This window comes from Acidothermus cellulolyticus 11B, assembly GCF_000015025.1.
Lineage (GTDB): Bacteria > Actinomycetota > Actinomycetes > Acidothermales > Acidothermaceae > Acidothermus > Acidothermus cellulolyticus.
The window spans coordinates 1,985,314-2,011,137 of the sequence record NC_008578.1 but is presented as its reverse complement, the minus strand read 5'-3'; the positions used below and the strand labels follow the sequence as shown (position 1 = coordinate 2,011,137).

Below are 25,824 nucleotides of genomic sequence, written 5' to 3'. Positions count from 1 at the left end.
GGTCCAGCCGGCCCGACGCTGCAGCCCGCCTTGGCGCGAACCGGCCCCTGCGCCGTCGGCTTCCTGCCGTGCCCGCCGGTCACGCACCGTCGGCTTCCCGCCGTACCCGTCGGTTACGCACCGTGCCCTCGTCCGGGCACGCTCGCCATCGGGTCACGGCCGAGCCGTCATACGGCGACGTGGTGGCGGTCGCGCGACCCGTAGAGTGCCGCCATGGACCGGGAAGCTGTACGTCGGTATCTCGCTGAACAACGCGACGCCTTCGTCGCTCAACTCGGTGAGTGGCTGCGCATCCCATCGGTGTGGACGGATCCGGCACACGCGGACGACGTTCGGCGCAGCGCGGAGTGGCTTGCCGCAGTATTGCGCAGCGCTGGGTTCCCCACGGTGGAGGTCTGGACGGCGCCGAGCGGGGCGCCCGCCGTCTTCGCCGAATGGCCGGCTGAGGATCCGGGTGCACCCACCGTCGTGGTGTACGGGCACCACGATGTGCAGCCGGTCGATCCGGTGGAGGCGTGGACGTTCGCCCCGTTCGAACCCGCCATCGTTGATGATCGCATTCTGGGTCGAGGGGCCTCGGACGACAAGGGGCAGGTGCTCTGTCACCTCCTCGGACTCCAGGCGAACCTTGCCGCGAGCGGCCGTCAGCAGCCCCCGGTCACCCTGCGGCTCCTCATCGAAGGGGAGGAGGAGTCCGGTTCACCGACATTCGCCGAGCTGCTTCGTGCCCACCGGGACCGGCTGGCCCCGGACGTGATCGTGGTCAGTGACAGCGCCATGTATGCGCCCGGAGTCGTGAGCGTCTGTCTCGGCATGCGCGGGCTCACCGATTGCCAAATCGACCTGCACGGCCCGGACGTCGACCTGCATTCGGGCACGTTCGGCGGCGCCGTCCCGAATCCGCTGACCGTGCTCGCCCGACTCCTCGCCGGACTGCATGACGATCACGGCCAGGTGACGCTGCCCGGCTTCTACGATCACGTCCGTCCGATCAGCGCCCAGGAACGGGAGATGATCTCCCGCTTGCCGTTCGACGAGTCGACGTGGCTGGCTCAGGCGGCAAGTCGGGCCACGTACGGCGAGGACGGGTTCTCCACCCTGGAGCGCATCTGGACCAGGCCGACGTGTGAGATTCACGGCATCTGGGGTGGGTACACCGGGCCCGGACACAAGACGATCATTCCGACGGATGCCCACGCCAAGGTCTCATTCCGGCTCGTCGCCGATCAGGATCCCGCGAGTGTCCAGGAGGCGTTGCGCCGGTACGTCGCCGAGCATGTGCCGGCGGGTATCACGGCCACCGTGACGTTCTTCGGCCCGGGCGTGCGCCCCTACCTGGTTCCCGCGGACCATCCTGCAGTAGCGGCGACGTGTCGCGCGCTCTCCGCCGCGTTCGACGGGGCGGAGGTCTTCTTCACCCGTGAGGGGGGATCCGGCCCGGAGGCTGACATCGCGGAGATTCTCGGCGCCCCGCTGGTCTTCCTCGGCATCGGTTTACCGACGGACCGCTACCACGCCCCGGACGAGCACGCGCACATCCCGATGCTGCTCAAGGGTGCGGAGGCGATCTGCTATCTCTGGGACGATCTCGCCGCTCACCGCGACGACGTCGTGCGTCGCTGACAGCACGTCATACCGACCCGCGTCGCGCAGGGGCGGGCGTGCCGGCAGGCTGACCGTCGCGTGGACGCCGGTTCACCGGCCCAGCGTCGCGCAGGGCGGGCGACGGTGGGCTCTATCGCTGGGGTGTGGCCTGCAGGTCGGCGAGCCGGGCGATGACGGCGGACGCCGGGGGGTTGGTCAACGTGCGCCCGTCAGGGAAGAGCACCGTGGGCACGGTCTGGTTTCCCCCGTTGACCCGCGCAACGAGGTCGGCAGCCTCCGGGTCGGCCTCGATGTTCACCTCCTGGTACGGGATGCCCTGTTCGTCGAGCTCTCGCTTGAGCCGGCGGCAGTAGCCGCACCACGGGGTGGTGAAGATTGTCACGGTCGTCCCGTCGGGCATGTCCACTCCACGTATCGTTATCAGACGTTACGTATCAGCAGAGACAACACGATCCGGCGCTGAACTCTTCCCGCGTTGCCAGCGGCTGGGCGAGGGCGCCGGGCGCGGCCGGGTCTCTCCGCACCGACCGCGGCCGGACGGTTGTCACGGGCGGAATCCGGTCGCGGGCGCGCACGTGTCCGGCCGTCGGCGTCCTGCGACGATGGCGGGGTGACGGTGTCGCGGGCGGTTTCCGGTGTGGACGTGCTTGCCGCGTTGGACGACGACCAGCGCGCTGCAGTGACGGCGATGCCGGGGCCGGTCGGGATTCTTGCGGGTCCCGGTACCGGCAAGACCCGGACGATCGCGCACCGGATTGCCCATGCGGTACAGAGCGGACAGTGGCGGCCGCAGCAGGTGCTGGCGGTCACGTTCACCAACCGGGCGGCCGCCGAACTGCGGCACCGGCTTCGGATGCTCGGCGTGGATGATGTATCGACCGGCACCTTTCACGCGGTGGCGCTCCGGCAGTTGCGGTATTTCTGGCCGCGGCTCGTCGGCGGTGCATTTCCGCGGATCGTGGCCGACAAGACACCATTCCTTACCCAGGCGGCCGGGCAGCTCGGCGTCCGCCTGTCGGATTTCGATGTGCGCGACGTCGCGGCGGACCTTGAGTGGGCGAAAGTCTTGCAGTGCCCGCCGCAGAATTACCCCGCGCTCGCGCGTCGTCACGGACGTGTCTCCGCCAAGCCTGCTGACGAGACCGCCGCGCTCTACGATCGTTACGAAGCCTTGAAGTCGGCCGCGCATTGCCTGGACTTCGAAGACGTTCTTCTTCTATTGGTCGCACTTTTGGAAACCGAACCGGAAGCCGTGCGAATGGTGCGCGGCCGTTACCAATGTTTTGTCGTCGATGAGTACCAGGATGTGAATGCGCTGGAACAACGTCTGTTGGACGCGTGGCTCGGCTCGCGCACGGAGGTGTGCGTCGTCGGTGATCCGCGCCAGGCTATTTACGGCTTTGCCGGCGCCACCGACCGGTATCTCGTTGAATTCGCTGAGCGCTATCCGCAGGCGACGATGGTGTCGTTGACCCGGAATTACCGCTCGACGCAAGAAATTCTTGCCGCGGCGCACCGGCTGGCCGGCGGAACTCCGCTGATTGCGGTCCGCGGGTCGGGTGTTTCGCCCACCGTCGTTGCGTATCCGACGGTGGAGGCTGAGGCGCAGGGCGTCGCCGCCTCGGTAGCCGAGCTCATCTCCTCCGGTGTCTCTCCTGATGACATAGCGGTGTTGGTACGCCGACACGCTCTCGCCGAGCCCATTTCGGCCGCTTTCGACGAGGTGGGCATCCGCTCGGTCCGGATTGCGACGGCGTCCCGCACCGGCGTCCCGCGGACGGCGGGCGCGGTGACGATTGCCTCGCTGCACGCGGCGAAGGGTCTGGAGTGGGAGGTGGTCTTCCTGCCCGGCTGGGCGGACGGCATCCTCCCGGATGCCCGGGCGCTGAGCGTGGACGCTGTTGCTGAGGAGCAGCGGTTGGCGTACGTCGGAGTGACCCGGGCGCGTCGCATGCTGGTCGTCTCGTATCCCCGTTCGGTGCAGCGCGCCGGCGAGAGGGTGGAGTGTGAACCCAGCCGATTTCTCGCCGCGTTCGCAGCTTCCGCGCGGCCGGCCGTCGGTGAACCCTCGGTTGAGCCGGCCGAGAAGCCGGGTGGTTGCGGCGCGGCAGGTGGTGTCGGCGCGGCCGGCCCGGCGAGCTAACGATCGCGGTCCCGAGGAGCTAACGATCGCGGTCAGCGGGCGTTGTGACATATCCGTCTTGACATGGACGATCGTCACGCCTGCTGCGCATCGCGCGACCACGAACCGGTTCGATCGCTGGGTGATAGAAGGGGCGCCGCCAAGACCGGTCGCGCGACCACGAACCGGTTCGATCCCGGGCGGCGTGAGAGCCGTCGCGACCAAGCCCACCTGCTCAGCGGAGATCCACGACGGCCGGAAATGTCGGTCCACCAACGGAGGATGGTGACCGTCCAACCAGACAACGATCACTCGGAGGGTGAACGGCCAACCGATGGTGCGAGGTGAGGGGTGTGGAATGAGCGTGACGGACGTCGACGCGGGATGTGCGCAGGCGATCGACGCAAGGCGGGAAATCCCTTGCCTCCAGGTGAATCCCGAGATTTTCTTTGCCGAGGACCCGGAGGATATCGACGTGGCGAAGGCACTCTGCCGACGCTGCCCGCGCAGGGTGGCATGCCTGGACGATGCGCTGCAGCGACGTGAACCCTGGGGTGTCTGGGGAGGAGAGTTGTTTTCCGGCGGGCGGGTCGTCTCCCAGAAGCGGCCGCGCGGTCGGCCGCGCAAAGAGCGCGTCGTGTGATGCCGCGGACCGGTGCAGCTGTCGAGGACGCCGCGGACCGCGGTGCCCGTCGGAATACCCGTCCGGGTGACGTGACGAGCGTGGACTTGCCGAGTGGCGCGGTCACTCGGCGCTCTGTTCCGCGTCCTCGACAAGCTCGGGGAGTTCGAGACCCGGGAGCCATCGTTCAATTTCCGCGCGGAACGGCCCGGCGGCATCCAGCTGGCAGAGTATGCCGATGCTGCCCATCCAAACCCGATGGATGAGAAGGTACGACGGCGGCAGATTGAGTTGCCGGGCCAGCGCGCCGGACGGCGTACGCGGGTCGCCGATGCGCGACGCCTGCTCTCGAAGCCAGCGTCGCGTGAAATGAAAGACCGGATACCGAACAGGATCGAGGAACGGATTGAGGTAGGCGAGCAAATCGTGCGGATCGACGGACCGGCGCGCTCGGACAAAACCTTCCTCGCGCAGCCCCTCCAAGACTGCGTCCGGTTCTTCGCGTAACGCCAGGCTCAACAGCCGGCCGATGATCGGGGGAAAGCCACCCGGCAGCCGGTTCACCGCACCGAAATCCAGCACGGCCAGGCGCCCGTCGTCCAGCAGGCGGTAATTCCCCGGGTGAGGATCCGCGTGGAGCATGCCGACCCGCGCCGGTCCGGAGAACAGGAAACGAACCAGCAGAAGGCCTGCGTGGTCGCGCTGGCGGCGGGTGCCGGATCGGATGATTGACGATAGCGGCGTGCCATCGATCCATTCGGAAACGATGACACGATCGGCGCCGGCAAGCACGTCCGGCACGTAAATGTCGGGATCGTCGAGGTATGCCCGCGCAAAAGCGTGTTGCGACATGGCCTCCAGACGGTAGTCGAGCTCTTCCGTCACGCGGGCCCGCAATTCTTGGAGCAGGGGCTTGAGGTCCAAACCGGGAAAGAGGACGCCGAACACCCGGCCGAGCCGGCCGAGCTGGGTGAGGTCGGAGAGCAGCGCTTTTCCCGCGCCGGGGTATTGAATCTTCACCGCGACGTGACGGCCGTCCTGCCAGACCGCGCGGTGAACCTGCCCGATGGATGCCGCCGCGGCAGGCCGATCCTCGAAGTCCCGGAAATATGTCCGCCACTGCGGGCCAAGCTGGCCGGCCAGAACCCGGTGGACGGTGGCGGCCGGAAGCGGCGGGGCGTTCTCTTGCAGGCGGGTCAGCGATTCCCGGTACGGCGCCGCGAGGTCGTCCGGCATTGCTGCTTCGAAGACGGAGAGCGCCTGGCCGAGCTTCATCGCACCGCCTTTCAGCTCCCCGAGGACGTCGAAGAGCTGCTCGGCGGTCCGCCGCTGGAATTCGCCGATCACCTCCTCGGCAGGGCGTCCGGTCAAGCGTTTCCCGATGCCCACGGCCGTGCGACCCGCCGCGCTGAGCGGCAGTCGAGCAAGGCGGGCGGTCCGCGCTACGGTCCCCCGAGGGATGTCGGCCATGGATCCCATCTTCCGGTCTTTAGCCTGATTGCGCGCAAGGCTACGCGTTCATCCCAACACCTGACCGCGCGCCGACACTAACGCTGGGCCCAACAGCCCTCCCGGGACCGACCCCACCACCGGGCGCCGCACCGATGCCACGACCTGAGCCAGGATCGATGCCCGCATCGGGCTCGGCGTTCGACGGCCAACCGCAGCCGCAGTCGGGATGCATCGACCATCGGCGGCGCCTGAATCGCCAGTCGGGGAGGGTCATCTCCACGGTTGCTCCAACGGTTGCCGGTCGACGCCCGTCGACGAACGCCAAGACCTGTAGCGCAGCGATTGCGGCGACCAGGGTGGCAAGAACGACATCGCAGGCTCGCCTCTTGCGCGGGGGGTCGCTTGCCAGTTGTGCCGCAATCAGCGGCCAGCGGGGATCACGCGCGGCTCGCGCCGCCTCCAGACATCGCAGACAGGGGCTTCGCCCGGGTGACACGAGGGGACCGATGACGCCGGTGAGATCTCGGACAAAGGCCAGCAGGTGCGGAGTATGGCCACGCAGCGCGGCGTCCCCGACGGTCGCATCGAACGGACCAGGAGGTGCGAGCACCTGCAGGGTGTAATCGCCGTCCGTGGGCGGGGCGGTCTGGACCGCCGGATTCACCGCGAGCAGGCGCCGGCGGAGCGCGTCGCCACGGGGTGTGCCGGCGTCGGCCGGCGCCAGCCCGCCCGGTGCACAATCGGCAGCGGTCGCTGGCTCGGGGTCGTCAGGGACGACCCGACCAATCCCCGCGGCGGCGAGCAACGTGGCGACGGTAGCGCCAACCCGCCCGGCACCCACAACGCTGATCCGTGCGGCCCGGCGCCGCTCGAGCAGAACCGCTCCGCCGTCCGGCTCCTCTGACAGCAGCGAGAGGGCAGCGAGATCAGGTGTTAGGAGATCCTCTGCGCCCCGTGGCAGCAACGCCTCAGCCGGCCGGCGGGCGGCGTCATCGAGGAGGCGACCGGAGCGCAACCAGTCGAGCAGGCGGTCGACCGATGACGCATCGAGACCCAGCTGGCGGCCGAGCACCCGTAACTCGGCGTCCGTGCGGCTCCCGTCAAGCGCGTCAAACAATGCCGCCGTGCACGGATCAACCCCCGTGACGGCAACAGCCGATCGGGCGTCGACACCGAACTGCACGGTGGCGGCGTCCCGCCACAGCACACGGACAGCGGGCTTGAGCCTGGGTCGCACGGGCACCTCCCTGAATCGGATGCCCGCACCTTCTCACCGTGTGCCGTGCGGAGCGCTGCTGTCCACAGTGATCCCCAAAGACCGGACCAAGGATGTGGACGGTGTCGGCTCCACAAAAACCGCGGCGCCGCCACACCCGCCAGCCGGAACGGCCACCGGCCGCCACGCGCCACCGGACCGGCCGCCACGCCCGCCAGCCGGAACGGCCGGAACGGCCGGACCACGGCTGTGGACGACGTTGGGACGAGGTCGGTGCCGACGCTCTGCCTCGGCTGCGCGGATTAAGCCTTGCCCAGGATGCGGTTGAGCGTCGTCCCGCAGACCGGGCACTTGCCTCTGGCCATCTTGGTGCCCTTGTCGTTGACGACGACGTCGCCCTCGAACTGGCGCTTCTCCTTGCACTTCACGCAGTACGCCTCGCCGTTGTACTTCTCGGCCACCCGATCCTCCTCTGATGTCACGGACTGATGAACGGGCGCGGATCGACGGGCGCCGAACCGCGATGAACGACTCCGCCGCTACCGCGGAGTAGCGATGGCCACCCTACGGCATTCGCGTTCATGCAGTGCGCAGCCTCGCCTAGCAGCCGCCGGGCGTGGCGCCTGAAGCGTGCGAAGCCCTCGCCCGAGCCTCCCTTCCCGCCTTCCCCTTGCGGGTGGTGCCCAAGCGAGGGCCTCAACGTCGGAGACGTTAGGCGCGGCAGCGCGCGGCGGTCAAGCAGGATGTGCCGAATCCATCCACCGCCTGTGGAGAAAACTGTGGACAGGGTGAGGACGCCTAGGCCTGTCCCTGTGGAGAGGGTCCGGAAAACCCGGGGACAGCGGTCACGTGCGGCCGCCGGTGGCCTGCCCGACCAGGTGGGACGTCGTCCACACCCTGTGCGGAAGGGAAATCCTTGCCGTTCTGAGCGGATACGGTTCAGGTGTGACAGCCTCTTCCGGATCACGTTCCCGCGGTTCGCAGCGCTCATACCGGTCGACGCCGACACCGCCCCGCCGCTCGGTCTCCGTCGAGCGGGTGCTGCTCGACGGCTCCACCCTGGTCGAAATCCGGCGCAGCCTGCGCCGCCGACGCACCATCTCCGCTCACGTGGACGGCGATCACATCGTCGTCTCGGTCCCGGCCCGGCTGTCCCGTGCCGAGCGGGAGAAGTGGGTTCGGATCATGGTTGAGCGGCTCGCCCGTCGACGCGGTCGGCAGGACGCCGCCGATAGTGATCAGCGATTGCTGCGACGTGCCGTCCAGTTGTCGCGCCGGTATCTCGGAGGACGGGCGCAGCCGGCCAGCGTCCGCTGGGTCGCCAACCAGGAGTCACGCTGGGGATCGTGTACGCCGGAGAGCCGCTCGATTCGTCTGTCCAAGCGGCTGCAGGTGATGCCGAGTTGGGTGCGGGACTATGTCCTCCTCCACGAACTCGTCCACCTCATCGATCCGACGCATGGACCGCGCTTTCACGCGCTGCTGAACCAGTTTCCGTGGGCCGAGCGGGCCAAAGGCTACCTGCAAGGGATCAGCGACGCCGCCCTGCTGCGCAGTCACCGTGGATCGGCATGACATCGGATCCCGCGCGGCGGGTCGCCCGCCCGGAGCGGCTGCGCATGACGACGAGGGGACCTCGTTGCGGTCCAGGCCGGTGCGGAAGGTGAGAATATCGGGCCTATGAAGGGTCGCGTCCTCGTCGTCGATGACGACACCGCGTTGGCCGAGATGCTCGGCATTGTCCTCCGCGGCGAGGGGTTTGAACCCCATTTCGTGTTCGACGGAGACAAGGCGCTCGCCGCCTTCCGGGAGGTGAAGCCGGACGTCGTCCTGCTCGACCTCATGCTTCCCGGCACCGATGGGATCGACGTCTGTCGGCAGATCCGGGCGGAGTCCGGCGTACCGATCGTCATGCTGACCGCGAAGAGCGACACGGTTGACGTCGTCGTCGGTCTGGAATCCGGTGCCGACGACTACGTCGTCAAGCCCTTCAAACCGAAGGAACTCGTCGCCAGGCTTCGGGCCCGGCTGCGGCGGACCGACGAACCTGCTCCGGAGATTCTCACGATTGGTGACGTCACGATCGACGTCGCCGGCCACTCGGTGACCCGCGACGGCCAACCTATTCCGCTGACTCCGCTGGAATTCGATTTGCTGGTGGCGCTGGCGCGCAAACCACGGCACGTGTTCTCGCGGGAGGTGCTCCTCGAACAGGTCTGGGGATATCGTCACGCCGCCGACACCCGGTTGGTGAACGTCCACGTCCAGCGGCTCCGCTCCAAGATTGAAAAGGATCCCGACCATCCGGAGATCGTCCTGACCGTCCGCGGGGTCGGGTACAAAGCCGGCCCGGCGTGACGAGCCATGGCTGTGCTCGACGACGCCGCGCCTGCGCCGGACGGCCGCCGTCCGCCCTCCGGTGACGAGCCAGCCGCCGTTCACTCCGTACCCGCCGCCTGGCATCGTCGAGGCTTTCCGGTCGGCCGGATCGCCCGGGCGATCGGTCATCGCTGGCGGCGATCCATCCAGTTCCGGGTGGTCGCGACCACCTTGCTTGTTTCGGCGGCGGTGGTGGCGCTCCTCGGACTCGTCGTCTTGCAGCAGGTCCGCGCCGGCCTGCTGCAAGCGAAGGTGCGGTCATCGGTCAACCAGGAGCTCATCGGTCTGGCCAGCGCCCAGCAATCGCTCACGTCGTCGGCAAATGCCATTACCGCATTGACGAACACGGTGAAGAGCCTGAGCCCTCCGGATACGTCACGCCGCCAACCCGGGGGGTATGAAGTCGTTGCTTTTCAGGTGCTGTCGCCCGGTGTCGTCGCCAAGAACCAGCCGGCCGCCGACGTGGATTTCCGGGTGAGCAGTATTCCGGACGACCTCATCGCGGCGGTGAGCCAGGGCCAGGCGCGTTATTACTACGCCTACACCGTCATGCAATACACCGACGGATTTCAGGTGCCGGGGCTGGCGATCGGCAGCCTCGTCACGACGCCGTCGAATCAGCAGTACGAAATCTATTACGTTTTCTCCCTGCAGCAGGAGCAACAGACTCTGGAATTGGTGACCCGAACGCTGCTCGTCAGCGGCCTTGGCCTTGTCGCGTTGCTGGCGGCGATTGCGTATCTCGTCACCCGACAGGTTGTCAAACCGGTCCGTGTTGCGGCGCAGATCGCGGAGCGTCTCGCCGATGGGCGCCTGCAGGAACGCATGACACCGAAGGGAGAAGACGACCTTGCCCGGCTTGCGGCGTCGTTCAACAAGATGGCGGAAAGTCTGCAGCGTCAGATTCGGCGGCTCGAACATTTGTCTCGCGTACAGCGCCGGTTCGTCTCCGACGTCTCGCACGAATTGCGCACCCCGGTGACGACGATCCGCATGGCTGCTGACGTTTTGTTCGAGGCCCGGCACGGCTTCGACCCGGCAAGCGCCCGTTCCGCTGAGCTTTTGCAGAATCAGCTCGACCGGTTCGAATCCTTGCTTGCGGATCTCCTGGAAATCAGCCGGCATGACGCGGGTGCCGCCTCCCTGGAAGCGGATGTGGTCGACGTCCGGGATTTGGTCCGGCATGTCGTCGAGGACACCGAACCGCTCGCCGCCCGGCGGGGCAGCATCGTCCAGGTCATCGTGCCGGCTGAGGCGTGTCTGTGTGAAGCCGATGGCCGGCGAGTGGAGCGGATTCTGCGGAATCTCCTGGTCAACGCAGCGGAACACGGCGAGGGGCGTCCCATCGTCGTCCGCGTGGCCGCCGGTGAGGACGCCGTGGCGGTGGCGGTCCGCGACCACGGGATCGGCTTGCGTCCCGGGGAGGCCGCCCTTGTCTTCAACCGATTCTGGCGGGCCGATCCTGCACGAGCGCGCAGTACGGGAGGCACCGGCCTGGGTCTTGCCATCGCATTGGAAGATGCCCGGTTGCACGGCGGAACCCTCCAGGCGTGGGGAGAACCCGGAAAGGGATCGCAGTTTGTCCTGACGCTGCCGAAACGGGTGGGGTTTCCCATCAGCCGGCCGCCGATACCCGTTGAGCCGGAGGACGCCGCAGCGTCGCCGTCCGGTGCGGGTTCCGCTTCGGTCGCTGCGGAACGGGCGGTGCCGTGATGCGCGGTACCGCAGTGAGGACCATCCTCCGGGCGGCCTGTGCTGCCGCGGTCGCGGTCGGCGTGTCGGGTTGCATGACGGTGCCGACCGGTGGACGGGTACACGCGGGTTCCCAGGCGAGCCAAGACAGCCAGGGCGGCCGGAATATCCAGGTTCCCGCCGCATACGCCGTCGAAGGCCTCAGCCCGAAGGATGTCGTCGGCGGCTTCCGGCTGGCCAGCGCGGTGCTGTCGAATCCGGCGATCGCCCGTTCGTACCTGGCTGACCCGACATGGCAGCCGACCGAAGGCGTCCACGTCATCGACGAGTCCGGAGAATCTGTGGTCTACGCGATCAACGGCGACACCGCGACCGTACGGGTCATCGACAAATGGGTCGGCACCATCTTCACCGACGGCACGTATCAACCGCAACCGAACGGCGCGACATCGGACGTGACGTATACGCTGACGAAATCTGCGCCGCAAAGCAAAGGTGAATGGCGCATTTCCAAATTGCCGAATTTTCTGGTGCTCGACCGGACCGAGGTGGAGAACGCGTTCTGGCAGGGCTCCTTGTACTACCTTAGCCCGGGTGGGCAATTCCTTGTCCCGGTGCGTGTTTTCCTGCCGCACACGGCCACCGATGTCGCCACCGCCCTGGTGGAACAGCTGAGTCAGCCGGTGCCCGGCTGGCTGGCGCACGCCGGGGTTTTCTCCGCCCTGCCGCAGACGGATCAGGCACCGACGGTGACGGTCTCCGGCGACGTTGCGACCGTCGACCTGCCGCCGCCGTTCGGGAATCTCAACGCGATTGAACGAGATCAAGCATCCGCCCAGCTCACGTACACCCTGGTCCGATCCGGCGTGGCCAGTCAGGTGCGGATTACGGTCGGCGGTGCACCCTTGCCGAACAGCCGCCAGGCGGTGACGCAGACGCTGAAGACGTGGAGCGCCTTTGACCCGGACGTGCTGCGTACCGCAACGTTCACCTACATCGACGACGCCGGCGTGCCGCGGTTGGCAAACGGAGCCCCGTTGCTCTCGCCGCCGCTACCCGAGCCCACAGCGACGAAGGGGACCGGAACGGCGGCGCCGGGACCACGACCTCGGTTCGTGTCAGCGGTCGTCGCACCGCGGCTCGTCGGCAGCAGCGGGCCTGATCTGGTGGCGGGTGTGACCCGCAACCCTGATAACACCCAGACCCTGTACGCCGGTCCCATCAATGCCGTCGTGCCGGTGCTCTCCGCCGCGTCATTCTCCACCCCGTCATGGGATTTGCTCGGAAACGTTTGGACGGTCGAGCAGGTATCCACCGGTGCCCAGGAGATTCTCGTGGGTGTCGTGACGCCGACGACAACCCCGAAATTCCAGCGGGTGAATATCGACGGCACTCTCGCATCGAGTCTCATCGTGAGCCTCAAAGTCTCGCGTGACGGCACGCGCGTCGCTCTCGTCGTCCGCTCGACGACGGGATCTCAGCTCTGGGTCGGGCGGGTCGAACGTTCCGACCGTGGCGTGACGATCGGCGGGCTGTACCCGGTCGCGCCGAATGTTCAACCGGCGGCGGACGGCGTCGCGTGGGCGTCGGCAACGTCGCTGGCGATTCTCGCGACATCCTCCGGGTCAGAGATCGTCACCGCGTGGTTGGTTGATGTCGATGGTTGGGATGCGACGATTCAGCAGGTGCCGTTCGATGCCTCGTCGTTGACCGCGGCGCCAAACCAGCCACTGGCAATCGGGACGAAGTCCCGGCAGGTCGAGGTGCTCAACGGCTCGGCCTGGCAGGTTGTCGTCGATGGGGGAACGGTTCCGAACTATCCGAGCTGACCAACGGCATTGCGCGGTGGTCCGATCTTCACGTGAGGCCGTGCCCGTGCGACCACCACCGCCGCGACAGCCGGCAGATTCTGCTGCCGTCCGATCTCCGCTGGTGGCCGCGCTCCGCCGCCCGCAATCCGTCGTCCGCTGCGCATCGTCCCGGCTGCCGCCACCCGCATGCTCCGCTACGCGTCCACACCTGCCGTCGGCTCTGTCAACACCCACGCGCGCTCGGGGTTCGACCAACACCCGCGCGGTGGACCCTGAACCGTGTCATGGTTGCGCGCCGCTGGGCGGGCCGTCGCCGAACTCCTCGTGGCGTGCGCCTGTCCCGGCTGTGGCCGCGACGCACCGCCGGGGTCGCTCTGCGCGGTGTGCGACGCGGCCATCCGGGCCGGGCCGTTGGTTGCACGGCAACTCGCCGAGGGCGTACCGGTGGTTGCGGCGGGCGGGTACGAGGGTCCGTTGCGTCGTCTGCTTCTCGCGTACAAGGAGCACGGCCGGCGCGATCTGCGCGATGTCCTTGCCGCATTGCTCGTTCGGAACCTGGATTTCCTGGCCGCCACCGCCGACCGCATCGTGGTGGTTCCCATTCCATCGACGCGGACGGCGTTGCGCGCCCGGGGCTGGGAGCCGGTGGCCGAACTTGCCCGGGCGGCAGCCCATGCCGCCGTCCCGCCGACCCGCGTCGCGCGCCTCCTGCGGTGTCGGCGGACGGTAGCCGATCAGGCTGCGCTGGCAGCGACCGAACGGTTCGTGAATCTCGCCGGCGCGTACACGGTGTCGCCGGGGATGGCGGCACGATTCCGCCGCGAACAGGCCGACCCGCCGCGGCGGACCGCCGTCCTCGTCCTGGACGACATCGTGACGACCGGCGCCACCCTGGGTGAAGCGGTGCGTGCCCTGCGGGCCGGCGGCGTGCCGGTGTTTGGCGCGGTGACGGTCGCGGCGACCAGACTGCGGCGCGGCGGAACGTGTTGAGCATGGATGGCCATGTGGTCTCGACCATTCGGGATTCCGCCGTTTCGGGGCTATGCGGAACGGGCAATTCGGTCTAGTTTTGTGCCGTGACGTCCGCTCGGGTCCGTGGTTGCGTTGGGCCGCATCGAGCCAGGGGTGATCGGGCGGTCACACCCGGCAGGCCCAACAAGCCGATGCCAGCCGCAGGCAAAACGGCCCACGTAAGGCGACACACCGTCGTCCGATCACGGTGCGGCTTAGACGTAAGTCCTGCCACTTCGGTAGGTCCGACACCTACCGGAGGAGTTCAGGTCCGTGGTGCCATCGCAGGTAGGCTGCGAAGACCTCGGCAGGCGAGTGTGGGGTCGAAGACCAGGTCGGCCGGGCGGGCGTCACGACGCAGGTGGCGGTCTTCCCGGATGCGATAGGCGGGAGGTTCCGTGGAGATCGTAGTGACTAGCCGGAAAGTGGAGGTTCCGGCGCGTGTCCGGTCTTACGTCCAGGAGAAGCTGGCCAAGGTCGAGAAGCTCTGCCCGAAGGTCATCCGGGTCGATGTCGAGATTTCCCGCGAACGCAATCCGCGGCTGGCTGACTCATGCGAGCGGGTCGAGTTGACGTGCATCTCCGCCGGCCCGCCGATCCGGGCGGAAGCCGCCGCCGAGACGATGACCGCCGCATTTGACCTGGCCTGGGAGAAGCTCGAAGCGCGGCTTCGCAAGGCTGCCGACCGTCGTCGGGTCCATCGCGGGAACCGCGCACCCTCGCTGGTCGCCGCGGCGAACGCCGTGCCGCCGACGGACGCAGCGTCACCGGTTGCCGCAAGGACCTCGGTGCCGTCGGCTAAGGCAGCGTCGAGCGTGGAGACCAGCGACGGCGACGTCCCCATGGTGGGCGCGGAGATTCAGCATGGACTCGACGTTGTCACCGAGGGGGACGACGTCGCCGTGCAGCAGTCCGGCCCGCTCGTCGTACGGGAGAAAGTCCATGTCGCCGCACCGATGACGCTGGATCAGGCGCTCTATGAGATGGAGTTGGTGGGCCACGATTTCTTTCTCTTCGTCGATCGGGACAGCCACTTGCCGAGCGTCGTTTATCGGCGCCGCGGTTACGACTACGGCGTGATCCGGCTGGTCACGGGTGAACCAGCGGACGGCCGCCATGCAGCCGCGAGCGTGCCGGCGGATGGTCCGGACATCCCCGGGCCGGCTCGGGCCGAGGGCGGACCGGCTTCGGCCGGGGCTTCGGCCGGGGCTTCGGCCGGGGCTTCGGCCGGGGACCGTGCGGCTCGGGCCGGCGCTCCGGCCGGGGAGTCTGCTCCGGCCGGGGACCGCGCCGCTCCAGTCGGGGAGTCTGCTCCGGCCGGGGACCGCGCCGCTCCAGTCGGGGAGTCTGCTCAGGCGCGTCGGCTGGCTACCGGATGAATCGGGGCATATCGTCGTATACCTGACCAGAGCGGGGAAGGGCAGGGTGGACATGACGAGCGGAGAGCAGCCGAGGGTACTGCGCCCGATCGGTTCTGACCAGGCATCGTGGCCGCGCCGCGACGACGCGCCGGCGCCTGGGTCGACCGGAGCGACCGTTCGGGCACCGGTCCCAGGTCAGTCGCTGCGACCGCCCTACCCGGGAGGCAATCGCGCCCATGGCGCCAACGGGCCGGCTCCCGCGAGCGGGCCGGCTCCCGCGACCGCGCCTGACGCCCCCGCGACAGACGCGACGGGTGACGTTGACCCGATCAAGGTACTCGTCGCCGACGATCACGCTCTTTTCCGCCGGGGCTTGGAGATGGTGCTCCGCCAGGAGCCGGATATCCAACTGGTCGCAGAAGCCAGCGACGGTGCGGAGGCGGTGGCCCGAGCAGCGGAGACGCTGCCGGACGTCGTCCTGCTCGACGTACGGATGCCGAAGCGGACGGGTATCGAGGCGTGCGCGGCGATCAAGGAGGTTTGTCCCTCGGCGAAGATCATCATGTTGACGATCAGCGATGAAGAAGCCGATCTCTACGAAGCGATCAAGGCCGGGGCCATGGGCTATCTCCTCAAGGAGATTTCGATCGACGAGGTGGCGGCGGCGATCCGCGCGGTCCACGGCGGCCAATCGTTGATCAGTCCGTCGATGGCCTCGAAGCTGCTGAATGAGTTCGCCTCCCTCATCAAGCGCGGTGACGCCCGGCACCAGGTCCCCGCACCCAAGCTCACCGAACGGGAAATGGAAGTGCTCCGGCTGGTTGCCAAGGGGCTCAACAACCGGGACATCGCCAAGCAGCTCTTCATCTCGGAGAACACGGTCAAGAACCACGTGCGCAATATCTTGGAGAAGCTCCAGCTGCACTCGCGGATGGAGGCGGTGGTGTACGCCGTCCGCGAGAAGCTGCTCGAGATCACGTGATCTCGCTGCCGTCATCGGCCGGCCGGCTCCCCTACCATGACAGGGCGGGGGACATGGACCGGAGGCAATCACCTGCTCCGACCTATCCCGCACCGATCCGCCGCTGAACGAGGAGTTGGCTGTGCCCGCACTGCTTGACAAGCTGCTCCGTGCCGGTGAAGGCAAGATTCTGCGCAAGCTGAAGGCCATCGCCGAGCAGGTGAACTCGATCGAGGATGAGTTCGCCAAGCTCTCCGACGGCGAGTTGCGCGGCCTGACGGACGAATTCCGGGCACGCTACGCCGACGGCGAAAGCCTCGACGACCTGCTCCCCGAGGCATTCGCCGCGGTACGGGAGGCGGCCAAGCGTACCCTCGGGCAGCGGCACTTCGACGTCCAGATCATGGGTGGGGCGGCCCTGCACTTCGGCAACATTGCCGAGATGAAGACCGGTGAGGGCAAGACCCTCGTCTCCACGCTCCCGGCATATCTCAACGCGCTTGCGGGCCGCGGCGTCCACGTGGTGACGGTCAATGACTATCTGGCCCGCCGGGACGCGGAATGGATGGGGCGAATTCACCGCTTCCTCGGCCTAGAGGTTGGCGTCATTTCGCCGCAGATGGGCCCTGCGGAACGCAAGAAGGCCTACGCGGCTGACATCACCTACGGAACCAACAACGAATTCGGCTTCGACTATCTCCGGGACAACATGGCCTGGAGCGTCGATGAGATTGTCCAACGGGGGCACTTCTACGCCATCGTCGACGAGGTTGACTCGATTCTCATCGACGAGGCCCGGACGCCGCTCATCATTTCCGGCCCCGTTGACATGAACCAGAAGTGGTACACCGATTTCGCCAAGCTCGCTGAGCGCTTGCAGCGCGGTGAGAACGGCGAAGGCGACTACGAGGTCGACGAGAAGAAGCGCACGATTTCGATTACCGAACGCGGCGTGCAGCGGGTGGAGGACTGGCTCGGTATTGACAATCTGTATGAGCCGACCAACACGCCGCTCGTCGGCTACCTGCACAACGCGTTGCGGGCTAAAGAACTGTACAAGCGGGATCGTGATTACGTCGTCATCGACGGCGAGGTCCTCATCGTCGACGAGTTCACCGGGCGCATCCTGTATGGACGTCGGTACAACGAGGGAATGCACCAGGCGATTGAAGCCAAGGAAGGCGTGCCGATCAAGCAGGAGAATCAGACGCTCGCCACGATCACCTTGCAGAATTACTTCCGGTTGTACGAGAAACTCGCCGGCATGACCGGGACGGCAATGACCGAGGCGAACGAATTTCATCAGATCTACAAGCTCGGCGTCGTCCCGATCCCGACGAATAGGCCGATGATCCGGATTGATCAACCGGACGTCGTGTTCAAGACGGAGAAGGCTAAATTTGCCGCTGTCGTCGAGGACATTGCCCAGCGGCATGCCAAGGGCCAGCCGGTGCTCGTCGGTACGACGTCCGTGGAGAAATCCGAACTGTTGTCCGGAATGCTGTTGCGCCGCGGCATTCCGCACGCCGTGCTGAACGCGAAGTATCACGAGAAGGAAGCGGCGATCGTCGCGCAGGCTGGTCGTAAGGGCGCCGTGACCGTGGCCACCAACATGGCGGGCCGGGGCACGGACATCATGCTCGGCGGAAACCCCGAATTCCTTGCCCGCCAGGAGTTGGCGGAACGCGGGCTTTCTCCGGTCGACACCCCCGAGGAATACGAGGCGGCCTGGCCGGAGGTGCTGGAGAAGTGGAAGAAGGCCGTTGCGGCCGAACATGATGAAGTCGTCCAGCTGGGCGGCCTGTATGTCTTGGGAACCGAGCGGCATGATTCGCGCCGTATCGACAACCAGTTGCGCGGCCGGTCGGGCCGGCAGGGAGATCCGGGGGAGTCCCGGTTCTACCTCTCTTTGGAAGACGACCTCATGCGGTTGTTCAACGGCCCTATGGTGCAGCGCATCATGGAGACGCTGAATTACCCGGAGGACGTCCCGCTGGAATCGAAAATGGTCACCCGCGCCATTCGGTCCGCGCAGACGCAGGTCGAGCAGCAGAATTTCGAAATCCGCAAGAACGTCTTGAAGTACGACGAAGTCTTGAACAAGCAGCGCGCCGTCATTTACGCCGAACGGCGTCGTGTCCTCCACGGCGACGACCTGCACGAGCAGGTCGGCCACATGATTGACGACGTCATTCGCGACTACGTCCGAGCGGCGACCGAGGAGGGATACGCCGAAGATTGGGACCTCGAGCAGCTCTGGACGGCGCTCCGCTCGTTGTACCCGGTCGGTCTGACGATCGACCAGGTGGTGGCCGAGTGCGGAGGCGACCGCAGCGGTCTCACCGCGGAGTTCCTCATCGAACGCCTGACGGAGGATGCCCACCGGGCGTACGCAGAACGGGAGGCGGCGCTTGGGACGCTGCCCGATGGTCAGCCCGTGATACGGGAGTTAGAACGCCGCGTCGTCCTCGCCGTGCTCGACCGCAAATGGCGTGAGCACCTCTACGAGATGGACTACCTGCAGGAGGGCATCCAACTCCGCTCGTACGGTCAGCGGGATCCTCTCGTCGAGTACCAGCGCGAGGGGTACACGATGTTCCAAACCATGCTGGACGGCATCAAGGAGGAATCGGTCCGCCTGCTGTTCAGCGTGGATGTTCAGGTCACGCCCGTGGCGGAAGCTCCGGTCGCGGCGACGGCGGCGGCCGACGGCGCGGGAACCGCCGCGGAGGGTACGGCCGGTGTCGCAGTACCACAGCCGGCCGGTGCATCAGGGCCGGCACTGCAGCCGGTCCCCGCAGCGACGGCACCGGGGCAGCAGCCGGTCCCCGCGGCAGCCGCGCTGTCGCCGGGTGCCGGGATGCGGCTCGCGGACTCGCCGGTCGCCAAGTTGCTTGCCCCGCCGCGTCCGACCCGGTTGCAGTACACCGCGCCGACCATCGACGGGGCGGCGGGGTCGGGAGAGGCTACGGCGATGACCGTCGACGAGCGTCGTCCCTCAGGAGCGGCGGCACGCGGTCCATCGCCGGCGTCCGCGTCGCGCCAGCGGGCGGGTGCCGGCGAACAGGCGCGCCCGCTCATGTACGCCGGGACGCCGCGAAGCGCCAAGTGCCCGTGTGGTTCCGGCAAACCGTACAAGCGGTGCCACGGCGACCCGCGAAACGCGGGATGACCGCGGCCGTCGCGCCCACTCGTCGGGTGATGCGGCCGGCCGGGTGATTCCGGTGGTCAGCGTGATCGAGCCGGTTCGGCTTCTGGTCAGCCGAGCTGCAACGCGGTGCATCGCCATCGCCCGTTGATGCCGTCGAGACGGAACGCCATCGCGCGGCAGCGGGGGCCGTATTGAACGACGGCACTCACCTCGACGGCCCCCGATGTGGGTTCGCAGATGCGCACCGAACGGACGATCGCCCGTCCAACCGGCCCGGCTGTGGCAGGTCGCGCCGGCGGGCGGAGTGCGGGGCTTCCCGTCGTCCGGGCGGCGGACGCCGCGCGATGCCGCAGGGCCTCGAAGACTTCCAGGCTTGTCCAGCGGATGAGCTGCTGAGGGGGCCGCGTTCCGGTGACGATCTCTGCGATTGCTTGAGCGAGCTGGGTCGCCCACGGGCGCGGTGGCGGCAGGTGGGATGGCGATCCCAATGCCGGCGCGCCGCCGTGGATCGCGTGCTTCGGGACGCCGCCGACGCCCGCCGGGATGCCCGCCTGGACGCCGTCCGCGATGCCGGTGACGTCAGCCCGGACGCCGCCGACGCCACCCGCGCCGCCGGCCGGAACGCCGTCCGCGACCCCGCCCGCGATGCCGCCCTGGGACGAGGCGCAGGTGGGCTCTGGACCGGACTGATGGGGGAGTTGCCGTGCTGAACGCGGCGAACGGAAGGGCGGTGGTCTCCCATCCGATCTCCTCGCTCGTTTCGTCGTCAAAGGCGGGATCCGGGTCCGGTACCGGCACGCGTCGCAGTGCGGGCCGACCAGCCGGCCCAAGGGCGCGAACGCCGTTCCGGGCCGCCGTGCTCTCGGCGACGTCCCGGGCCGCCATGTCCCCGGCGACGTCCCGGGCCGCGGTGTCGGCGGCGGTCTCGTCAGCCGACGTGCCGGCCGCGGTCCGCGCGCCGACGGCCGCCGTGCCGGCGTCGGTATGTGCGCCGACGGCTGATCGACCGGCCGTATCGGCCGACGTCTGCCGAGCAGGAAGCCGGCCTCGGTGGGTGGAAACGACGGGTTCGACGGCAGGCGAGGCGGTCATGGTTATCCCTTCTGATCGAATGCGGCAAAAGGCAAAAGTCGAGACGCACGGGTTGAGTCGAGATCGAGTTGTCCGGCTCGGGTCCGGTTGCGCGGGATTCGCTCAAAGGCGAGTTATGGGGTCACGGTTGAGGTGTACGGGTGGGTGTGCGGCGTACTTCCGAAACGGCTCAGCTCTCTGCTGGGGGTTGCAGCCGCTCTCCTGGGAACAGCAGGTTTGGATCGCCACCGATGATCACGCGGTTCGCGGCGTACCAGCGTGGCCACTCCTTCGCGATCGCGGCGGCCGACGGCGGGTGACCACCATCACGGGCGGCGAGATGTTTCCCGGCGATGTCCCAGAGCGTGTCGCCGGGTACGACGACGTGGATGTCGCCGCTCGGATCGTCGGGGGGCGGCAATGACCTCGGGCTGCCGGACGGCACAGTGGGCCAGCGGTCGGACGGCGCAGTGGGCGGGCTGCTGGACGGCACAGTGGGCCAGTCGAGGGTGAAGCTACCGGCGTCGGCGGCGACGCTCCCGCTCGTAGCACCTGGCGGCGCCGACGGGACCGCCCAGCTCGGCGCGCTGTAGCCGGCGACCGGACCGAGGGCAAGTGTGGCGCCGACCGCGGCGCGGGCTAGGCGGCGGATCACCCGGGGCGTGACGCGGTCGAGCACGGCTGCGATGCCGAGCAGGAGGCGCCGGGGTGTCCGGCTTGCGGCTGCGGCTAGGTGCGCGGCCAGGACGCCGACGATCGCGAACAGAAACCAGGCGCACAGGACGAGCGCGACGCTTGCCGCCACACACCGGATGAGCGCATCGAAGTCAGCCGGATGCTGCAGCGCGGCGAGCAGCCGCCGGGGCGATCCGCCCGCCCACAGTGCGATCACTCCCATGCCCGTGACGAGCAGCGCCACCCAGGCAGCCCGCAGATGCCAACGTTTGCTTGCGTTTACTTCTGAGTACATGGCGTGAAATTAAAGTGAGCTCACTTGCGCATGTCAAGACGCTGTGGATTCAAGCCGGCTGCTGACCCTGCTGCCGGCTGCCGATCCTGGTCACGGCTGCTGACCCTGGTCACGTCGGGTAGGCTCCGCAGCACGAAGGGAGATCACGTGGCCTACCGATCGGACGACGGGCGTTGGCAGCGGCTCTTTGACGATCTAGAAGGCGAACTCGAGGCGACCGAGGCGGAGGAGTCCCTGGCCGCCGTGGCTGACCGCACGCGGTACGAATTCAGCGCGATCCGTCTCGTCGATCGACTCCGCGGCAGCCTCAATCAGCGACTCGTCGTCCGGCTCGTGGGCGCGTCACCCATCGCGGGCGTGCTCGGCGCGGTCGGTCACGATTGGCTGCTGCTCGAAGACGACTGGGGCGCAGAACTGCTCGTCCTGCTCCACGGCGTGGTCTCCATCACGGGTCTTGGCCGCTGGGCCGTTGCCGAGGATGCGGTCGGCCCGCTGGACAGCCGGATCACTATCGGACTGCTGCTGCGGCGGCTTGCCCGTGATCGACGGGTGGTCGGCATCCAGCTCCGGGACGGGACGCAGCTGACCGGCACGCCGCAGCGCGTCGGCGCAGACGCTGTCGACCTGCTCGAGCACGACCCTGGCGAGGTGCCTCGCCCAACCGCGGTCCGGTCCGTCGTCACGATCCCGTGGCAGGCCATCACCCTGGTGCGGAGCCGCTAGCGTCCCCAACCCACAGCGTGGCGGTACGCCGACCGGTGGGCCCTACTCGTCGTCGTCCGAGCCGCCGAATGGGTGGGTGGCGACGAATTCGCGGGTCTTCTCATATGCGTCCCGGATGTAGCGTTCGAGCGCCTCCGTCTCCACCCGCCACTGGCCGCGCCCGCCGATTTTGATCGCCGGCAGCTCGCCCGACCGCACCAATGCGTAGGCCTGGGCCGGCGAGATGTTGAGAATCTCCGCGACGTCGGAGAGGAGCAGAAACCGCCGTTGCACCTGTGCCATCGCGCTCCTTGCCGCCGAACTGTTTAACCGTATTCTGTCACCATTTGCTCATGTTCGGTGTCGTTTTCCACTGCTTCCCTGCGGTCGCTTCTGGTGCTAGCATCTGGCGAACATCATCGCAGGCGGTTGGAGGTGGCGAGTGCCGAGCGCGACGGACGAACGGGTCGCGGGACACCGCGTCATCCGCGGTCCGCGGGCGCAGCGGTTGCGCCCGCCGTCCTGGTTGGACGGTCGCTTGGTCATCGGGGTGCTGCTCATCGTCGTCTCCATCGCGGCGGGCGCGAAAATCCTCGACTCGGCTCGGCACTACGACACCGTGTGGGCGGCCGCCCGTGACCTGGCACCGGGGACGACGCTCAGCCACAGCGATCTGACACCGGTCAAGGTGCGCTTTCGTGATCACGGCGCCCGTTACGTTGCCGGAGGCAGCGATCTTGCCGGGTGGACCGTGACCCGCCCGGTTCCCGCAGGCGAGCTGATACCCCGCTCCGCGGTCAGCGAGCGCGCAGGAACGCCGGTCAGGCTGGTCACGGTTCCCATTGAGCGTCTCCGCATGCCGCGCGGTGACGTCCGCGGCGCCTTGGTTGACGTCTATCTCACCCTGCGGACCACCGAAGGCACGCTCGCGGTACCCCAGCTTGTGATTGCCAATGTGACGGTGGCTGATGTGATCAGCGAATCATCGCTGGGTGGTTCCGGGGGTGGCCTCGTGCTTCGCGTTCCCGAGTCGATGGTTGCAGCGGTGATCGCGGCGTCGCGTTCGGGTGCGCTGGACGTCGTCCGGGTTCCGACCGACCAGGCGACCGCCGCGCCGCGACTCGGCGTCCTGGCGTCCCCGGCGGGCGGCTAGTGCCATGCGGGTGCCGATCGCCACCGCCGGATGGGAGTCGACCTGGGAGGCTGACCTCGTCGCCCGACTGGAGTCCGCCGACAGCGGGCTGGTCGTCGTCCGCCGGTGTGTCGACGTTGCGGATCTGCTGGCGTGCGCGGCTGGCGGCACGATCCGGGCGGTGATCGTATCCGCCGGCCTGCCCCGGCTCGACCTGGAAGTCCTGCACCGGCTCCGGGCGTGCGATGTCGCGGTGGTCGGAGTGGCAACCCGGCCGGACGACGACCGGCGCCTTCGCCAGCTCGGCGTCCAGTGGTTCGGGCGAGCCGACGACGATCCTCGGTCTCTCGCGGCTTTGGTCAGTGCCGCGCTTCGGTCAGCGGCGCAAGAGGCGGCAGCTTCGCCCGCGGCTGCTGGCCGTGGGGAACTGTCCGGCGGGGTTGGTGTTCCCGGGCCGGCGCTTGAGGGGAGGGAGGCCGGATGGTCGCCCGAACCGGTCAGCCTCGGTGAGGGGAATCAGCTGATTGCGGTATGGGGTCCGACCGGCGCACCTGGACGGACCAGCGTCGCGATCGGACTCGCCGCGGAGTCGGCAGCGCTGGGTCATCCGACGTTGCTGATCGACGCGGATACCTACGGCGGCGCGGTCGCCCAGCTCCTCGGCTTGCTGGACGAAGCTCCCGGGTTGGCGGCGGCCGTTCGGCACGCCAACGCCGGCACCCTCGACGTCCCCGCATTGCACCGGCTCGCTCCGGTTGTGGTCGACAACCTGCGGGTGCTCACCGGCATCAGCCGCCCGGAGCGTTGGCCGGAGCTGCGGGTCGCAAGTCTGCGCAGCGTGTATGCGCTCGCCCGGCAGCTCGCCGAGACGGTCGTCGTCGACTGCGCTTTCTGTTTGGAGGACGACGACGAGTTGAGCTACGACACCCTTGCGCCTCGGCGCAACGCCGTGACGCTGGTGACTGTGGCGGACGCCGATCAGGTGGTCGCCGTCGGTTCCGCGGACCCGATCGGCCTGCATCGCTTGATCCGAGGGATTGATCGCCTGCGGGAGATTGTTCCTGATGCTGCGATTCGAGTCGTGGTGAACCGGCTGCGCCCTGGACCAATCTCGGGTCCTCACGTGTCCGGGCAAATTCGAGCCGAGCTGGCGAAGTTTGCCAGCGTGACCGACGTAGTGTTTATCCCGGATGACCGGCCCGCATTCGACCGGGCCGTGGCGGACGGACGGCTCCTCCGGGAGTGTGCGCCGAAGTCACCTGCGGTCCGGGCGTTCGCGCAGCTGGCGCGCATGGTGCTCTCGGCGCGGCGAAGCGGAAGCGCTTGATCCGTGCCGGGAGCGCTTGATCCGTACCGAAAGTGCTTGATCAGTACCGGAAGCGCCCGACCAGTTGCTGCAATTCGCCCGACAGCCGTGACAGCTCCTCGGCGGCGTGCCGCGTGTTCGCCACCGTGCCGGCAGTCTGCTGTGCAGCCTGCGCGACCTGACCGATCCGGTTTGCGATCTCGTGCGCGCCGGTCGCAGCTTCGTCGACCGCACGATTCATCTCGTTGGTGGTCGCCGTCTGCTCCTCGACCGCCGACGCGATCACGGTTTGAATCTCGTTGATCCGCTCGATGATTGAGCTGATTTCACTGATCGCTGCTACCGCTCCGGCGGTGTCCGCCTGAATCGCCTCGACCCGGCGCGCGATGTCTTCGGTGGCACGGGCCGTCTCTTGGGCGAGATCCTTGACCTCTCCGGCTACCACGGCGAATCCTTTGCCCGCTTCCCCGGCCCGGGCAGCCTCGATCGTCGCATTGAGCGCGAGCAGGTTCGTCTGCTGCGCAATCGCGGTGATCACTTTGACGACCTGGCCGATCTGCGACGAGGATTCGCCGAGCCGGGTCACCATGTCATTCGTCGACTGTGCGACGGCGACGGCTTGTCCGGCGACCCGGGTTGCCTCACTCGCGTTGACGCTGATCTCACGGATGGAACTGCCCATCTGCTGACCGCCGGTCGACACGGCCTGAACGTGGTTCGTCACGGCATTGGCCGCTTCAGCTGACGCGGTTGCTTGCGCGGAGACCGCCTCGGCTGAGGTGCCCAGCGCAGCCGCCAGCGAATTGAGCTGTACTGATGCCGAGCCAAGGGTGCGGGCGTGGGCACTCACGGAGGCGACGTCCTGCCTCAGCGTGGTGACCGCCCGGTCGAGGGCGCGGGCGAGCCGCCCGAGTCCGTCACTGCGGTCAACCCCGGATTGCCGCGTGAGATCGCCTTCGGCGAGCGCCTCGGCGACCGAGGCGACAGCGTTGATGTCCGACCGCAACCGCCGGCCGATGTGCCGGGCGGTCAGGAGAGCGAGCAGGGTGCCGGCACCGCCGATCGCAGCAATTGCGGTGTGGGTGCCATCCCACGTCCCGCTCAGGGCGAGGCCAAGGACGGCGAGAAGGCTGGCGAGTCCGAGCACTGTCGGGACGTTGAGAACGACGAGCAGGGATGCGTCGCCGTCCGGATGACTGGCGGTGGAAACGTGCCCACCGGTGACGGGCGACGCGGGCGTGGTCGACGACATATGTGCTC

The 25,824-nt window shown here is 67.9% G+C and carries 23 protein-coding genes; 15 read left to right on the top strand and 8 right to left on the bottom strand.

Annotated features, from left to right (window positions below; all coding sequences use genetic code 11):
* Nucleotides 1–213 precede the first annotated feature (213 nt).
* On the top strand, nt 214–1,623 hold the full coding sequence (locus tag ACEL_RS09165) for a dipeptidase (protein ID WP_011720608.1): 1,410 nt from the start codon (nt 214–216) through the stop codon (nt 1,621–1,623).
* Between the two features lie 112 nt (nt 1,624–1,735).
* On the opposite strand, the gene ACEL_RS09160 is transcribed toward ACEL_RS09165, so the two are convergent.
* Nucleotides 1,736–2,005, bottom strand: coding sequence for a mycoredoxin (locus ACEL_RS09160; RefSeq protein WP_011720607.1), 270 nt, complete (start codon nt 2,003–2,005; stop codon nt 1,736–1,738).
* Nucleotides 2,006–2,215: 210 nt separating this feature from the next.
* Between ACEL_RS09160 and ACEL_RS09155 the strand changes: the two genes are divergently transcribed.
* The gene (locus tag ACEL_RS09155; protein WP_049751482.1) at nt 2,216–3,748 is read left to right on the top strand and encodes an ATP-dependent helicase; all 1,533 of its coding nucleotides are present in this window, start codon (nt 2,216–2,218) and stop codon (nt 3,746–3,748) included.
* A gap of 337 nt (nt 3,749–4,085) precedes the next feature.
* A complete protein-coding gene (locus tag ACEL_RS09150) occupies nt 4,086–4,370 on the top strand; it encodes a WhiB family transcriptional regulator (RefSeq protein WP_041835067.1) in 285 nt (94 codons plus the stop codon).
* A gap of 102 nt (nt 4,371–4,472) precedes the next feature.
* On the opposite strand, the gene ACEL_RS09145 is transcribed toward ACEL_RS09150, so the two are convergent.
* The 3 genes from ACEL_RS09145 to ACEL_RS12295 form a co-directional block, all read right to left on the bottom strand.
* Entirely contained in the window at nt 4,473–5,819 is a 1,347-nt protein-coding gene (locus ACEL_RS09145) for an ABC1 kinase family protein (protein ID WP_148204592.1), read from the bottom strand.
* Nucleotides 5,820–5,859: 40 nt separating this feature from the next.
* The gene (locus tag ACEL_RS09140; protein ID WP_011720603.1) at nt 5,860–7,038 is read right to left on the bottom strand and encodes a TOMM precursor leader peptide-binding protein; all 1,179 of its coding nucleotides are present in this window, start codon (nt 7,036–7,038) and stop codon (nt 5,860–5,862) included.
* 281 nt (nt 7,039–7,319) lie between these two features.
* On the bottom strand, nt 7,320–7,478 hold the full coding sequence (locus ACEL_RS12295) for a DUF5679 domain-containing protein (protein WP_169303207.1): 159 nt from the start codon (nt 7,476–7,478) through the stop codon (nt 7,320–7,322).
* A gap of 484 nt (nt 7,479–7,962) precedes the next feature.
* Here ACEL_RS12295 and ACEL_RS09130 point away from each other — a divergent pair, with 484 nt between their 5' ends.
* From ACEL_RS09130 to secA, 8 genes are all read left to right on the top strand, one after another.
* A complete protein-coding gene (locus tag ACEL_RS09130) occupies nt 7,963–8,592 on the top strand; it encodes a M48 metallopeptidase family protein (RefSeq protein WP_083760570.1) in 630 nt (209 codons plus the stop codon).
* Nucleotides 8,593–8,697: 105 nt separating this feature from the next.
* The gene (gene mtrA, locus ACEL_RS09125) at nt 8,698–9,375 is read left to right on the top strand and encodes an MtrAB system response regulator MtrA (RefSeq protein ID WP_011720600.1); all 678 of its coding nucleotides are present in this window, start codon (nt 8,698–8,700) and stop codon (nt 9,373–9,375) included.
* A 6-nt stretch (nt 9,376–9,381) separates the two neighbouring features.
* Nucleotides 9,382–11,109, top strand: coding sequence for an MtrAB system histidine kinase MtrB (gene mtrB / locus ACEL_RS09120; protein WP_011720599.1), 1,728 nt, complete (start codon nt 9,382–9,384; stop codon nt 11,107–11,109).
* Nucleotides 11,110–11,183: 74 nt separating this feature from the next.
* A complete protein-coding gene (locus ACEL_RS09115) occupies nt 11,184–12,917 on the top strand; it encodes an LpqB family beta-propeller domain-containing protein (protein ID WP_169303206.1) in 1,734 nt (577 codons plus the stop codon).
* Between the two features lie 261 nt (nt 12,918–13,178).
* Nucleotides 13,179–13,889 carry a ComF family protein gene (locus ACEL_RS09105; RefSeq protein ID WP_049751479.1) on the top strand — a complete coding sequence of 237 codons (711 nt, stop codon included), beginning with the start codon at nt 13,179–13,181 and terminating at the stop codon, nt 13,887–13,889.
* Between the two features lie 431 nt (nt 13,890–14,320).
* A complete protein-coding gene (gene hpf, locus ACEL_RS09100) occupies nt 14,321–15,289 on the top strand; it encodes a ribosome hibernation-promoting factor, HPF/YfiA family (protein WP_011720596.1) in 969 nt (322 codons plus the stop codon).
* Between the two features lie 310 nt (nt 15,290–15,599).
* Nucleotides 15,600–16,253 (top strand): response regulator, encoded by a 654-nt coding sequence (locus ACEL_RS09095; RefSeq protein ID WP_420794990.1) that lies wholly within the window; start codon nt 15,600–15,602, stop codon nt 16,251–16,253.
* A gap of 121 nt (nt 16,254–16,374) precedes the next feature.
* Nucleotides 16,375–19,404, top strand: a complete 3,030-nt coding sequence (gene secA / locus ACEL_RS09090; protein ID WP_011720594.1) for a preprotein translocase subunit SecA — start codon at nt 16,375–16,377, stop codon at nt 19,402–19,404.
* 86 nt (nt 19,405–19,490) lie between these two features.
* Here the strand turns inward: secA and ACEL_RS12980 are convergent, their stop codons facing one another.
* A complete protein-coding gene (locus ACEL_RS12980) occupies nt 19,491–19,871 on the bottom strand; it encodes an Rv3235 family protein (protein WP_011720593.1) in 381 nt (126 codons plus the stop codon).
* A 15-nt stretch (nt 19,872–19,886) separates the two neighbouring features.
* Here ACEL_RS12980 and ACEL_RS12170 point away from each other — a divergent pair, with 15 nt between their 5' ends.
* Entirely contained in the window at nt 19,887–20,093 is a 207-nt protein-coding gene (locus ACEL_RS12170; RefSeq protein ID WP_148204590.1) for a hypothetical protein, read from the top strand.
* Between the two features lie 551 nt (nt 20,094–20,644).
* On the opposite strand, the gene ACEL_RS09075 is transcribed toward ACEL_RS12170, so the two are convergent.
* Entirely contained in the window at nt 20,645–21,373 is a 729-nt protein-coding gene (locus ACEL_RS09075) for a LysM peptidoglycan-binding domain-containing protein (RefSeq protein WP_041835063.1), read from the bottom strand.
* A gap of 198 nt (nt 21,374–21,571) precedes the next feature.
* Between ACEL_RS09075 and ACEL_RS09070 the strand changes: the two genes are divergently transcribed.
* Nucleotides 21,572–22,147 carry a hypothetical protein gene (locus ACEL_RS09070; RefSeq protein WP_011720590.1) on the top strand — a complete coding sequence of 192 codons (576 nt, stop codon included), beginning with the start codon at nt 21,572–21,574 and terminating at the stop codon, nt 22,145–22,147.
* Nucleotides 22,148–22,189: 42 nt separating this feature from the next.
* Here ACEL_RS09070 and ACEL_RS09065 read toward each other — a convergent pair whose 3' ends face one another.
* Nucleotides 22,190–22,420 (bottom strand): helix-turn-helix domain-containing protein, encoded by a 231-nt coding sequence (locus tag ACEL_RS09065; RefSeq protein WP_148204694.1) that lies wholly within the window; start codon nt 22,418–22,420, stop codon nt 22,190–22,192.
* A gap of 148 nt (nt 22,421–22,568) precedes the next feature.
* Here ACEL_RS09065 and ACEL_RS11590 point away from each other — a divergent pair, with 148 nt between their 5' ends.
* Nucleotides 22,569–23,279, top strand: coding sequence for an SAF domain-containing protein (locus ACEL_RS11590; protein WP_011720588.1), 711 nt, complete (start codon nt 22,569–22,571; stop codon nt 23,277–23,279).
* Nucleotides 23,280–23,283: 4 nt separating this feature from the next.
* On the top strand, nt 23,284–24,585 hold the full coding sequence (locus ACEL_RS09055) for a CpaE/TadZ family protein (protein WP_011720587.1): 1,302 nt from the start codon (nt 23,284–23,286) through the stop codon (nt 24,583–24,585).
* A 40-nt stretch (nt 24,586–24,625) separates the two neighbouring features.
* On the opposite strand, the gene ACEL_RS09050 is transcribed toward ACEL_RS09055, so the two are convergent.
* On the bottom strand, nt 24,626–25,816 hold the full coding sequence (locus tag ACEL_RS09050) for a methyl-accepting chemotaxis protein (protein ID WP_049751478.1): 1,191 nt from the start codon (nt 25,814–25,816) through the stop codon (nt 24,626–24,628).
* Nucleotides 25,817–25,824: the final 8 nt, after the last annotated feature.

Coding starts and splice junctions, on each gene's coding strand:
- ACEL_RS09160 (WP_011720607.1), bottom strand. CDS start 2,005: ATGCCCGACGGGACGACCGTGACAATCTTCACCACCCCGTGGTGCGGC.
- mtrA (WP_011720600.1), top strand. CDS start 8,698: ATGAAGGGTCGCGTCCTCGTCGTCGATGACGACACCGCGTTGGCCGAG.
- ACEL_RS09050 (WP_049751478.1), bottom strand. CDS start 25,816: ATGTCGTCGACCACGCCCGCGTCGCCCGTCACCGGTGGGCACGTTTCC.
- ACEL_RS09115 (WP_169303206.1), top strand. CDS start 11,184: ATGACGGTGCCGACCGGTGGACGGGTACACGCGGGTTCCCAGGCGAGC.
- ACEL_RS09055 (WP_011720587.1), top strand. CDS start 23,284: ATGCGGGTGCCGATCGCCACCGCCGGATGGGAGTCGACCTGGGAGGCT.
- ACEL_RS09150 (WP_041835067.1), top strand. CDS start 4,086: ATGAGCGTGACGGACGTCGACGCGGGATGTGCGCAGGCGATCGACGCA.
- mtrB (WP_011720599.1), top strand. CDS start 9,382: ATGGCTGTGCTCGACGACGCCGCGCCTGCGCCGGACGGCCGCCGTCCG.
- ACEL_RS09165 (WP_011720608.1), top strand. CDS start 214: ATGGACCGGGAAGCTGTACGTCGGTATCTCGCTGAACAACGCGACGCC.
- ACEL_RS09145 (WP_148204592.1), bottom strand. CDS start 5,819: ATGGCCGACATCCCTCGGGGGACCGTAGCGCGGACCGCCCGCCTTGCT.